The sequence below is a fragment of the Microbacterium sp. UBA3394 genome (assembly GCF_002358725.1).
Classification (GTDB): domain Bacteria; phylum Actinomycetota; class Actinomycetes; order Actinomycetales; family Microbacteriaceae; genus Microbacterium; species Microbacterium luteum.
On sequence record NZ_DEPK01000031.1, the window covers coordinates 17,631 to 30,457 of the forward strand.

Here is a 12,827-nt window from a genome sequence, read left to right on the forward strand (position 1 = left end):
GCCCGAGGCGTGAGCGGCGGCGGGCTCAGCTGGTCGAGCGGATGTTCTCGACGTACTTCTGCACGAAGGCGAACATCTCCTCGTCGTACGGCCCCCACTCCGGGTGCGGCGTCGACGGGCCGACATACGGCTCATCCTGGTAGTGCTTCTGGTACTCGGCGAGCTTCGTCTCGAGCTCGGCCTTGATCTCCGCATAGGCGGGATCGTCGGCGACGTTGCGCACCTCGGTCGGGTCGGCGTTCAGGTCGTACAGCTCCCACTCCGGCTCGAAGACGGTCTCCGACGCCCCCGGCACGCCGAGCCCGGCCCCGTAGTAGTAGATCAGCTTGTGATCCTTCGTGCGGATGCCGTAGTGCGCCGGTGCGGCATGGATCGGGTCGTCGTGCTCCCAGTATCGGTAGTACGCCGCATCCGGCCAGTCCTCGACCTCTTCTCCGCGCAGCAGCGCCCGGAACGAGCGGCCCTGCGAGGTCGGCAGCGCCGCATCCACGTCGACGCCCGCGATGTCGAGGAACGTCGCGGCGAAGTCCACGTTCGTGATGATCGCCTCGCAGCGGCTCCCCGCCGCGATCTCGGCGGGCCACTTCATCAGCATCGGCATCTGCAACGACTGATCGAACATCAGGCGCTTGTCGAACCAGCCGTGGTCGCCGAGGAAGAACCCCTGGTCGGAGGTGTACACGACGAGGGTGTTCTCGGCGAGGCCCTTCTCCTCGAGGTGGTCGAGCAGGCGGCCGACGTTGTCGTCGATCGACTGAATGCACTGCAGGTAGTCGCGCATGTAGATCTGGTACTTCCAGCTCATCCGCGCGGCGCGGTTCTCCTCGCCGCGCAGGTGCTCCGGAACCTCCTGCTTGAGGTCGTCGGCGCCCATGTCGTCGGCGATCGTCATGTGCACGCCGCGCACCGCCTTCGACCGCGACTCGTAGTCGTCGAAGAACGTGTCGGGCTCGGGGATCTGGCCGTCGGCGTACAGATGCTTGTGCTTCTCGTCGGGGATCCACGGCCGGTGCGGCGCCTTGTGGTGCACCATCATCGCGAACGGCTGGTCCGCGTCGAGCGCGTCGATCCAATCGATCGACAAGTCGGTGACGATGTCGGTGGCGTAGCCCGGCACCTTCGCCGCGCCGTTCGCGTCGATCATCTCGGGATCGACGTAGTCCCCCTGACCGGGGAAGATCTTCCACGCGTCGAAGCCGCGCGGGAGCGACCGGCCGTGCTCGCCGAGGTGCCACTTGCCGAACATGGCCGTCTTGTAGCCGTCGCCGTGCAGCACGTCGATGAACGTCGGCACGCGGTAGTCCATCTCGGTCCAGATCGAGGACACCCCGTTCATGTGACTGTAGGTGCCCGTCAGGATCGACGCCCGCGACGGCGAGCAGATCGAGTTCGTGCAGTACACCGCGTCCAGACGCATGCCCTCCTCGGCGATGCGGTCCAGATGCGGGGTGTGGTTCACCCGGCTGCCGTACGCCGAGATCGCGTGCGCCGCGTGGTCGTCCGACATGATGAAGATGATGTTCGGCCTGGTCATGGTCTTCCTCCGGTATCGCTGAGGGGGATCGTTGTGGCCGAAGCGGCCGGTGTCGGTGCGAGAAGCAGGTGCGGGGACTCGGCGCGCCCGGCGACCTCGGCGACGATGAGGTCGGCGCACGCGCGTCCGGCTTCCTCGAGGGGAAGCCGGGAGGAGAACAGGTTGGGCCAGAGGTCCAGCTCGAGTGTGCCCGCCGCGAGCGAAGCGACGTGGACGCCGCCGACCGCGTGCGCCGCCCGATAGGCCGCCTCGACGTCGGATCCCCACGCGCACAGCACGGCCGTGCGCGAGAGGTCGGGATCGGATGACGCCCGCAGCGCCCGCTCGATGTCGGTCCGGAGCCGGGTGATGTGGTCGGCGAGGCTCCCCGGATGCGCGTCGAGCGTCTCGAGCTTCTCGGCCGTGATACCGTCCGACAGCACGGTCAACCGCGTGTCGCCACGGGCGGAGAGCTCGTCGGCGAGGGCGCGCTCGCGCTGAATCTCCGCGCGCGAGTCGAGATCCGGCCGCACGTAGAGCACCTCGGTGACCTGCTGCTCGGCGAGGTGCGCCACCGCCTGCCTCACTCCTGTGGCGTAGTCGAAGTCGACGGTGGCGTAGGGAGCGTCTCGCTCCCCGCAGTCGAGGGCGACGAACGGGATGCGGTGGGCGAGCACCTGCGCGACGAGCGCGGGCGGCGCACTGAGGTCGTCGTGTCCGATGAAGATCAGTCCCGCGAGGAGACCGCCGCGCGCATCCTCGACAGCCGCCTCGACGGCCCCGCCGGGCACGAGGGTCAGCTGCAGGTCGTGGTCGCGGAGTCCGATCCCGATGCCCTCCACGATTCCCGCGTATCGCGGCGACGTGAGCGGCTTGTCGAGGATGACGCCGATCGCGCGGGCGGCGCGAGCCTGCAGCGACCGCGCCACTCGATTGGGAACGTAGCCGAGCTCGTCGGCGGCGCGGCGGATGCGCGTCTTGGTCGCCTCGGCGAGCGGAACGCCGCTGCGGTCGTTGAGGGCGTAGGACACCGCCGACACCGAGACGCCGGCGAGCTCGGCGACGTCCTTCAGGGTCGGGCGTCGGGCCATCTCAGGCGTCCGCTTCCCGGCGCTCGGCAAGGGTCGCGACGTTCGCGGCGACCCGGGCACGGGACAGCGGGTACCAGAACAGGAAGATCGCGGCCACGACGGCGTATAGGATGCCCGGCACGAGGGTCGCGACCGTGTAGATCCCCTCGATCGTCGCGGCACTCTGCTCCGTCTGCCCGGACTGGAAGCCCACGAGCGAGAGCGCGTAGCCTCCCAGCCCACCGGCCAGCGCGAGACCGAGCTTGCGGGCCCAGGTGTTCACCGCGTACACGGTTCCGTCGTCGCGCTCGCCGCTTCGAACTTCTTCATGGTCGATCACGTCGCCGATGATGGCCCACACGAGCAGGTTGAACAGTCCCAGCCCGACCCCTGCGAGCAGCGTCAGCACGATGAAAACCCACGGCGAATCGGTGTGCAGCACATAGAGCAGCAGATAGAGCGCGGAGGTCGCCGCGAGAGCGACGACGAGCGTCTCGCGCTTTCCGATGCGGGAGGCCAGAAGCGGGGCGACCGGGGCGATGAGCAGGGCGGGCAGATACTGCGCGAACTGTGCCGGCCCGGAGAGCGCGCCCTTGTTGAAGTAGTTCAGCCACAGGTAGGCCGCCATCGATCCGGTCAGCAGCGACGCCAGCATGAGGGTGAGGTTTCCCGCCATGAGCGCGATCAGGGCACGGTTTCCCGCGAGCGAGCGCAGCAGCTGGCCGAAGCTCCGTCCCTCGACGGGCTGCGCGTGCACGCGCTCGCGCACGAGGGAGTAGCAGAAGACGTAGAACACGAGTGCGGCGGCGGAGAAGACGAGGCCCGTGACGAAGAAGGCTCCGGGCAGCACCTGCGAGACGCCGTCCACCGTGGCGTAGATCACCAGCGGCGGAACGAGTGCGACGAACAGCGCGGCGATGTTGGCGCCGACCCCGCGGAACACCGACAGCGAGGCGCGGTGGGCGGGAACGCCGCTGACCACCGACGCGAGCGAGCCGTAGGAGATGTTGACCATCGTGTAGAAGACCGAGCCCCAGAGGATGTAGGTCACGACGGCGTAGACGAGCTTGGCGGTGTAGGTCCACTCGGAGATGAAGGGGACGTACAGGAGCGCGCTGGCCACGACGAGCAGCGGCGCGGCGCGACCGATCCACACCCGGAAGCGTCCCGCCCGCGACGGCGTGTGCCGGTCGAGGAAGCGCCCCCAGAACACATCGGTGAACGCATCGAGCAGGCGCGTCAGCAGGAACAGCGTCCCCACATGCGCCGGGTTGAGTCCCGCGACGTTCGTGTAGAAGACGAGGAGATACGCCGAGGCGAAGATGAACAGGAAGTCGTTTCCGAGGTCTCCGAAGAGATAGCCGACCTTGTCCCGCCACCCGAAGGGGCGCGTCGCCTGGAAAACGGTGGTGTTCAGAGCCGTCAAGAGTCCTCCTCTTTGAGTGAGTGCGATGACACTTTACGTATTCAAACGTTTGAAGTCAATCGATGTGGCGGCGAAGACGGCGCCGTGGTCGTCAGACCGCGATGGACGCTGTCGCTGACGTCAGGCCGTCGGCGCGCGCGGTCACCGAGATCTCGCCCCGTCCGGTGGGCCGCACGATGGCGAGGGCGCGACCGTCGTAGGTGGTGACGGATGCTCCCGAGAACGGCTCGAGCGTGCGCGCTCGTCCGGTGCCGATCCCCACGAGCTCGCCGGGCCCCTCGACCTCGACGGTGACGACCCGGTCGGCATCGCACGCGACCGTGCCGGCGGCATCTTCCAGGGTCAGTGAGACGAAGGCGAGTCCGTCCTCGGCGATGCGCGAGGACTCCGCACGCGCGGCGAGCGCCACCGGGCCGGCGGTCCGCAGTTCGTGGCGGCCGAGCTCGGCGCCGCCGCGCCGCGCGATGGCCTCCAGGACGCCGGGCCGATAGGCGATGTCGAACCGCGCCCGGAAGGCTCTCTCCTCCCCCACCCTCGCGAACCCGACCGTCTCGCCGTCGAGCCGGAGTTCGACCTCGTCGGCATCCGCGTACACGTCGACCGTCACCGGTGACCCGGGGGCGGCCTGCCACGTCCACGAGGCGACCGTGTCGTCCCACGACCACGGCGTCGTCGCGGTCGGTCGCCCGTGATGCTGCGGGCGGTGCACGGCGATGAAGGGGTCCGTGCGCCGTCCGTAGACGATCTCGCGGTAGTACGACACGGTGCGGCGGTGACCGGTGATGTCGAGGTCGCCGCACTCCGCCGTGACGAACGGGAACGGCCCGGCGGTGCCAGTGGACTCGTAACCGGGCTCGTCGGTGTAGTCGACGCGACCGATCCCGGCCTCGCCGAGGTAGTCCCATCCGGTCCAGGTGAAGTCGCCGATCACGTGCTGCAGCTCCTCGACGAGAGACCACATGACGTCGATGTGGGCCGGGAAGGTCTCGGAGCCGACGATGATGCGATGCGGGTACCGATCCGCATCGCTCCGGTAGCGGGAGTCGGCGTAGTTGAAGCCGACGACGTCGAGGGCGGCGGCCGACTCCTCGATGGACTCGCTCACCGGGTCCGAGGCGTTCATGAGCGCCATCTGCTCGCCCATGTTCGCCATCATCGTGTTGGGGTCGGCGGCCTCGAGCTCGGCCATCGCCTCGGTCATGCGCGGCAGGTTCGCGATGATGCCGTTGATGCCGTTCGTGATCGGGCGATGCGGATCGAGGCGTCGCACCTCCGCGGCGATCCGCCTGCTCCAGGCGCCGCCGTGCGGGGTGCCGAGCTCGAGGATCTCGTTGCCGATCGAATACATGACGACACTCGGATGGTTGAGGTCCTTGGCCACCATCGCCGCCACGTCGTGGCGCCACCGGTCGGGGAAGGACGGCGCGGCGTCGAACGCGGTCTTGGAGCGGGTCCAGACGTCGGCGAGCTCGTCCATCACCAGCATGCCGTGCCGGTCGCAGGCTTCGAGCATCGCGCGGCTCATGGGATTGTGCGCGCTGCGCAGGGCATTGAAGCCGGCCTCCTTCAGCAGGCGCACCCGACGGTCTTCGGCGGCATCGGGGGTGGCCGCCCCGAGCGGGCCGTTGTCGTGATGCACGCACGCTCCCCGAAGCAGCACGGCGTCGCCGTTGATGCGCAGACCGCGCGCCGCGTCGAGCTGGAGCCGGCGGATGCCGAAGCTCACCGCGTCGGCGTCGACACTCGTCTCGCCGTCGGCCAGCGACGCGCGCACCCGGTGCAGCGCGGGAGCGTCGGGATGCCAGAGCGCCGGATCCTCCACCGCCACGCGCACCCTCGCCGTCGCCGGCTCGCCGGGCAGCACCGTCACCGGCGCGTCCGCGCGCGCGACGATGCCGCCGCCGGGGGCGATGACCTCCCACGCCACGCGCATCGTGCGCGTGTGACGCGAAGCGTTCTCGACCGTCGTCGCGATCTCGACGATAGCCCGCTCGCGGTCGATGTCGGGAGTCGTGACGCGGATGCCGTCCAGCGCGATGTGCACGGGATCGGCGACGATGAGGTGGACCGGCCGGTAGATGCCGGCGCCCGAGTACCACCGGCTGTCGCGGTGCGCGCGAGCCTCGACGGTGATGCGGTTGCGCTCGCCGAAGCGCAGGAAGGGATCGAGGACGACGGTGAACCCGTTGTACCCGTTCTCCTCGTGCCCGGCGACATCGCCGTTCACCAGCACGACCGCGTCGCGGTACACGCCCTCGAAGTCGAGCATCACGGTCTTCTCGCGCCAGTCCGCCCGCACGTCGAGCTCGGTGGCGTACTCGAAGACCCCGCCGGAGTGGTATCCGGCTGCGACCCCCTGATCGCTGTCGGCCGCCCGCGGCAGGTCGCGCATGGCGTCGTGCGGCAGGACGACCGGAACGGCCGCGGCGCCGCCGGGGGATTCGAAGGCACCCAGCTTCGGGCCGACCGTCCATCCGAGGTGGAAGGGGGTGCGGATCACGCCACGACCTCATCGACACCGGCGGGCGCGTCATCCGCCCCGCCCGGCGCGGCGACGTCGGAGCCCAGCGCATCCAGGCGACGCTCCAGCGCCCCCATGTCGAAACCGGCGATCATGCCGCCGAAGAACTCGGCGAGCGCCTCGGCCATGTCGGTGGATGTGGGATCCAGGAGCCACTGCACCTGCAGCCCGTCCATGAGGGCGATCGTCGCGACCGCCGCCCGCATGGGATCCACGCCGGGCAGCAGGCGCCCCGCGGCGGCCACGCGTTCGAACGCGGCGGCGGCGTTGTCGCGCACGTACGCGTAGCGGCGGATGAAGTAGTCGTGGGCAGGATGATCGGGCGAGGTCGCCTCCGCCGAGACGGTGCAGAACAGTTCCACCACGCCGGGCGTGGAGGCGCTGTGGGCCGCCAGCGCGACGAGGCCGCGAAGCGCCTCGACGCCGTCCTCCTGGTCGAAGTCCACGTATCCGCGCGACTGCTCGTCGCGGTGGTCGAGCACCGCCTGCAGCAGCGCGCTCTTGGTCTTGAAATGGTGGAGCAGTCCGGCCTCGCTCATTCCGACGCGCGACGCGACGTCGCGCAACGACCCCTTGCGGTAGCCCGAGTGCGCGAACACCTCCAGCGCGGCGTCGAGGATCGCCTCGCGCGTCGCCGCCGACTTCGCGTACTCCCCTCTCCGCTTGCGCAGCGGACGGGAGGCGCTCTGACGCGCGACCGTCGGAGTGGAATCCGTCATTGGTTCACCGTAGCCCGCGCCGTCCGTCCCCGCTGGCGGGCGTGCGCAGGCCCTCTCGACATCCGTTCTATAACGAATTCCTAGCGGACGCTAGTTTTTTAGGGCAAAAACCTAGTGCTCACTCGTTATTGGTGTTAGCGTCATCGCCTGACGGCGGTCCACAGGGGAATCGCCACGACCGAAAGGGACCAAGGATGTTCCGATGGAAGGCCACAGCAGCCGTCGTCGCGGCGGCCGCCCTCGCACTCGCCGGCTGCGCCGGTGGATCCGACTCGACAGGTGACGACGCCAGCGGCGGCGGCACCCTCACCCTCGTCGCGATCCTCGCGCCGCAGACCTTCGACCCGGCGCAGTCCCAGTGGGGCAACCAGTCGCCGTTCTACCAGGCGACCTACGACACGCTGCTCCTCGCGACGCCGGAGGGCACCATCGAGCCCTGGCTCGCCTCCGACTTCGCCTACAACGAGGACAACACCGAGCTGACCCTCACCCTCCGCGACGACGTCACCTTCACCGACGGCTCCGAGCTCAACGCCGACGTGGTCGTCGAGAACATGCAGCGCTTCAAGGACGGCTCCGGACCGGATGTCGGCTACCTCAGCAACGTCGAGACGATCTCGGCCGCCGACGAATCGACCGTCGTCATCTCGCTCAGCGCACCCGACCCCGCGCTGCTGAACTACCTCACGCGCACCGCGGGCCTGGTCGCCGCCGAGGCATCGCTGGACAGCGAGGACCTCGCCACGACGCCGGTCGGCTCCGGCCCCTACATCCTCGACACCGCGGCCACGGTGACCGGCACGTCGTACGTCTACACGGCGAACCCGGACTACTGGAACCCCGACGCGCAGCACTACGACGAGCTCATCATCAACGTGCTCAGCGACCCGACCGCCGCCGTGAACGCGATCAAGGCCGGCGAGGCCAACGGCGTCAAGCTCGCCCAGAACGACGCGCTCGCCGAGGTCGAGGCGGCCGGATGGACCGTCAACGCCAACGAGCTCGACTTCCAGGGCCTGCTGCTCTTCGACCGCGGCGGCGAACTCGACGAAGCACTCGCCGACGTGCGGGTGCGCCAGGCGATCAACTACGCGTTCGACCGCGAAGGCCTGCTCACGGCCCTCCAGAACGACTACGGCACGGCCACCACGCAGGTGTTCCCGACGAACTCGGCCGCGTACGACGACGCGCTCGACAGCTACTACACCTACGACCCCGAGAAGGCGCGGGAGCTGCTGGCCGAAGCCGGCTACGCCGACGGACTCACGATCTCGATGCCCTCGGTCTCGGTGCTCGGCGCGAACACCTACACGCTCATCAGCCAGCAGCTGGCCGATGTCGGGATCACCGCGGACTACACCGAGGTGCCCGTCGGGAACTTCATCAGCGACATCCTCGCCCCGAAGTACCCCGCCACCTTCATGGCCCTCGAGGAGAACCCCGACTGGCAGCTGATCCAGTTCATGATCTCCCCCACGGCCACCTGGAACCCGTTCGGCTACTCCGACCCGCAGGTGAACGAGTACATCGAGCAGATCCAGTTCGGTGACGAGGCGACCCAGGACGCCGTCGCGGCGGAGCTGAACCGGTACATCGTCGAGAACGCCTGGTTCGCTCCCTTCTACCGCGTGCAGGGCAGCTTCGCGACGGACGCCAACACGACCGTCGAGATGCTCCCGAGCAACGCCTACCCGGCCATCTACGACTTCCAGCCGAAGAACTAGAAGGCTCGCTCCGGGGGCCCCGCAGGGCCCCCGGAGCCCCACACGTTGGAGTTCAGCATGCTCACGTTCATCATCCGGCGGATCCTCGCCGGCGTCGTCCTCCTCTTCGTCATCTCGTCACTCGCCTTCGGTCTGATGTACCTCGACAGCGCGAACATCGCCCGTCGCCTGGTCGGCCAGACCGCGACCGCCGAGACGGTCCAGCAGAGGGCTCAGGAGCTCGGTCTCGACCGCCCGCTGGTCGTGCAGTACTGGGACTGGCTCACGTCGGCCCTCACCGGCGACTTCGGCCGCTCGTGGTTCAACGGCCAGCTCGTCATCGTGAGCCTGTCCGGACGTCTCGCGGTGACCCTCACCCTGGTCATCGGCACGACCATCATCACGGCCATCGTGTCGGTGATCCTCGGCGTCCTCGCCGCGCGCCGCGGCGGCGCGGTCGACACGATCGTGCAGTTCATCTCCGTGCTCGGGTTCGCCATCCCCGGGTTCCTCATCGCCGTCTACCTCGTGCTGATCTTCGCGATCAACCTCGGCTGGTTCAAAGCGACCGGATACACGCCGATAACCGACTCGGTGGGGGGCTGGCTCGCCTCCATCACCCTGCCGATCATCGCCCTCTCCCTGGGAGCGATCGCCGCCGTCACCCAGCAGATCCGCGGCTCCGTCATCGACGCGATGTCGCGCGACTACGTGCGCACCCTCCGCGCGCGAGGTCTGCGGAGCGGGAGCGTCGTCTACAAGCACGTGCTGCGCAACGCCGGCGGCCCCGCACTCGCCGTGCTCGCCGTCCAGTTCATCGGACTGCTCGGCGGCGCCCTCATCGTCGAGCAGGTCTTCGCCCTCCCGGGCCTCGGTCAGCTCACCGTGGCCGCCGGAACCCAGGGCGACATCCCCGTCGTCATGGGAGTCGTCGTGGTCACCGCCCTCATCGTCATCATCGTCAACCTGATCATCGATCTCGCTCAGGCTGCGCTCAACCCGAAGGTGCGACTGTCATGACCGCCGTCGACGTCCCCACGTCCGTCCCGAAGGGGCCCGCCCGCGCCTCGCTGTTCCGGCGGCTGCTGCGCCGCCCCGTCGGCCTGGCCTCACTGATCTTCCTCGCCCTCATCGCGGTGATCGCCGTCATCGGAGGACTGCTGGCGCCGTACGACCCCAACCAGGCGTCGCTCCAGCTCATCCTCCAGGACCCCAGCGCCGAGCACCTCCTCGGCACCGACAGCGCGGGCCGCGACGTGTTCTCCCGTCTGCTCGTCGCCACGCAGGTGACGATCGCGGCCGCTCTGGTGGCCGTGGTGACCTCGCTGCTGATCGGCGTCATCGGCGGCCTCATCGCCGGGTACTACCGCGGCTGGTTCGACTCGGTCGCCTCCTGGATGACATCGCTCATCATGGCGCTGCCCGCGATCGTCATCCTGATCGCCGCGCGCACGGTCATCGGACCGTCGGTGTGGGGAGCCATGCTGATCTTCGGGATCATCCTGTCGCCGGCCTACTACCGCCTCGTCTACGCCGCCGTCACCGGCGTGCGCAACGAGCTCTACGTCGACGCCGCCCGGGTCTCCGGACTCAGCGACATGCGCATCATCGGCCGGCACATCCTCTCCGTCGTGCGCGCGCCCATCATCATCCAGTCCGCGATCATCGCGGGCATCGCGATCGCGATCCAGTCCGGCCTGGAGTTCATCGGTCTCGGTGACATGACGGTGCCGACCTGGGGCCAGATGCTCTCCGAAGGCTTCGCGCGGATCTATCAGGCGCCCATCCTGATGCTGTGGCCGTCTCTGGCGATCGCGCTCACGAGCATCGCGCTCACCCTGCTCGCGAACACCCTCCGCGACGAGCTCGAGCGCACGACGGTGGTGCGCCGCCGACGTCGGCGCGCCGTCGCGACGGCCACCGGGTCGATCGCCGCGGTCACGACCTCGCTGTCCACCACCGGCGGCGACCGCTCCTCGCTCGAGGACTCCATGGAGCTGCCGCTCGTCGAGGGCGCGACGATCGTCCACGACGATGGCGACTCGAACGCCGAGCGCGAGATCGCCCTGAGCGTGCGCGACCTGCGGGTGGCCTACCAGCAGGCCGCCAGCTCCGACATCGAGGTCGTGCACGGCGTCTCGCTCGACATCCGCAAGGGCGAGATCCACGGCCTCATCGGCGAATCGGGCTCGGGCAAGACGCAGACGGCGTTCGCCGTGCTCGGCCTGCTGCCCCGCGGCGGACATGTCACCGCCGGCTCCATCCGCTACGAGGGCACGGAGCTGGCGGATGCTCCCGAGTCGACGTACACCGGCATCCGCGGCGCACGCATCGGCTACATTCCGCAGGAGCCGATGTCGAACCTCGACCCCTCGTTCACCATCGGGTCGCAGCTGGTGGAGCCGCTCCGGAGGAACCTCGGCCTGTCGAAGAAGGAAGCGACCGAGAAGTCGCTCGCCCTGCTCGATCGCGTCGGGATCCCCCACCCGAAGCGCACCTTCGACGCCTACCCGTTCGAGGTGTCCGGCGGCATGGCGCAGCGCGTGCTCATCGCCGGCGCGGTCTCGACCGATCCCGACCTGATCATCGCCGACGAGCCCACCACCGCCCTCGACGTCACCGTCCAGGCCGAGGTGCTCGACCTGCTCCGCGACCTGCAGGAGGAGCGCCACATGGCCATGCTGCTGGTCACGCACAACTTCGGCGTCGTCGCCGACCTGTGCGACCGCGTGACGGTCATGCAGCAGGGCCTGTTCGTCGAACAGGGACCGGTTCGCACGATCCTCGGCGCTCCGACCCACCCGTACACGAAGTCGCTGCTGGACGCGATCCTCGATGAGGGTCCCGCACGTCCGGCCTACCGCGAAGGAGTCCGGTCATGACCGAGCCGCTTCTCACCGTCGACGACCTCGTCGTCGAGTACCCCGGCAAGGGGTTCCGCGCCGAACCCTTCCGTGCTCTGAAGGGCGTGTCCATCGACATCCGTCCCGGCGAGACGCTCGGGCTCGTGGGCGAGTCCGGCTCGGGCAAGACCACCCTCGGGCGCGCGGTCCTCGGGCTCGCGCCGGTGACGGAGGGGACGATCACCTACGGCGGTCGCGACATCTCGCACCTGCACCGCCGGGAGCGCCGTGACCTCGCGGACGAGATCCAGGTCGTCTTCCAGGACCCCTACTCGTCCCTCAACCCGAACCTCACGATCGAGCAGATCCTCGCCGAGCCGCTCACCGCGCGCGGCGTCGCCGTGAAGGAGGCGCGCGGCCGCGTGCGCGACCTGCTCGACGGCGTGGGCCTGCCCGCCGACGCTCGCTCGCGCCTGCCGCGCGAATTCTCCGGCGGTCAACGCCAGCGCATCGCGATCGCGCGCGCCCTGGCACTCGACCCGAAGCTCATCGTGTGCGACGAGCCCGTGTCGGCCCTCGACCTGTCGACGCAGGCGCGCGTGCTGGATCTCTTCATCGACATCCAGGAGCGCACCGGGGTCGCGTACCTGTTCATCACCCACGACCTCGCGGTGGTGCGTCACATCAGCCACCGCGTCGCGGTGATGTACCGGGGCGAGATCGTCGAGTCCGGCGAAGGCGACCAGGTCACGTCGGCGCCGACGCACCCCTACACGCAGCGCCTTTTCATGGCGGCACCGATCCCCGATCCCGACAAGCAGGCGACCCGTCGCGACGAGCGTCGAGCTTTTCTCGCGGCCCACCCCGAAGGAGAGGCGGCATGACCGCGCAGATCTCGACCGACGTCGACACCGAGCATCTTCGTCCCCTGCTCGAGCAGCTCTCGCTGGAGGACAAGGCGGCACTCGTCCAGGGCGCCGACTTCTGGACGACCGTGCCGTTGCCGCAGATCGGCCTGCGCGCGATGACGCT

9 protein-coding genes are annotated in these 12,827 nt (G+C 69.0%); 4 read left to right on the forward strand and 5 right to left on the reverse strand.

The features are described 5' to 3' along the window. Positions 1–25 precede the first annotated feature (25 nt). The 5 genes from B4E30_RS01630 to B4E30_RS01650 form a co-directional block, all read right to left on the reverse strand. The gene (locus B4E30_RS01630; RefSeq protein WP_286793226.1) at positions 26–1,534 is read right to left on the reverse strand and encodes a sulfatase family protein; all 1,509 of its coding nucleotides are present in this window, start codon (positions 1,532–1,534) and stop codon (positions 26–28) included. Then, the gene (locus B4E30_RS01635; RefSeq protein WP_286793227.1) at positions 1,531–2,604 is read right to left on the reverse strand and encodes a LacI family DNA-binding transcriptional regulator; all 1,074 of its coding nucleotides are present in this window, start codon (positions 2,602–2,604) and stop codon (positions 1,531–1,533) included. The genes B4E30_RS01630 and B4E30_RS01635 overlap by 4 nt, the downstream gene beginning before the upstream one ends. A gap of 1 nt (position 2,605) precedes the next feature. After that, positions 2,606–4,009 carry an MFS transporter gene (locus B4E30_RS01640; protein ID WP_286793228.1) on the reverse strand — a complete coding sequence of 468 codons (1,404 nt, stop codon included), beginning with the start codon at positions 4,007–4,009 and terminating at the stop codon, positions 2,606–2,608. A gap of 91 nt (positions 4,010–4,100) precedes the next feature. Further along, the gene (locus B4E30_RS01645) at positions 4,101–6,509 is read right to left on the reverse strand and encodes a glycoside hydrolase family 2 TIM barrel-domain containing protein (protein ID WP_286793229.1); all 2,409 of its coding nucleotides are present in this window, start codon (positions 6,507–6,509) and stop codon (positions 4,101–4,103) included. After that, complete coding sequence (locus tag B4E30_RS01650) at positions 6,506–7,249, reverse strand: TetR/AcrR family transcriptional regulator (RefSeq protein ID WP_286793230.1); 744 nt, start codon at positions 7,247–7,249, stop codon at positions 6,506–6,508. The genes B4E30_RS01645 and B4E30_RS01650 overlap by 4 nt, the downstream gene beginning before the upstream one ends. A 194-nt stretch (positions 7,250–7,443) precedes the next feature. On the opposite strand from B4E30_RS01650, the gene B4E30_RS01655 reads away from it, so the two are divergent. Genes B4E30_RS01655 through B4E30_RS01670 form a run of 4 tightly spaced genes read left to right on the forward strand, consistent with a single transcriptional unit; the run spans position 7,444 to position 12,679 of the window. After that, positions 7,444–8,973, forward strand: coding sequence for an ABC transporter substrate-binding protein (locus B4E30_RS01655; RefSeq protein ID WP_286793231.1), 1,530 nt, complete (start codon positions 7,444–7,446; stop codon positions 8,971–8,973). A 57-nt stretch (positions 8,974–9,030) separates the two neighbouring features. Continuing rightward, entirely contained in the window at positions 9,031–9,972 is a 942-nt protein-coding gene (locus B4E30_RS01660) for an ABC transporter permease (RefSeq protein WP_286793232.1), read from the forward strand. Then, a complete protein-coding gene (locus tag B4E30_RS01665) occupies positions 9,969–11,834 on the forward strand; it encodes a dipeptide/oligopeptide/nickel ABC transporter permease/ATP-binding protein (RefSeq protein ID WP_286793233.1) in 1,866 nt (621 codons plus the stop codon). Before B4E30_RS01660 ends, B4E30_RS01665 begins: the two co-directional genes overlap by 4 nt. Further along, a complete protein-coding gene (locus B4E30_RS01670) occupies positions 11,831–12,679 on the forward strand; it encodes an ATP-binding cassette domain-containing protein (RefSeq protein WP_286793234.1) in 849 nt (282 codons plus the stop codon). Before B4E30_RS01665 ends, B4E30_RS01670 begins: the two co-directional genes overlap by 4 nt. Positions 12,680–12,827: the final 148 nt, after the last annotated feature.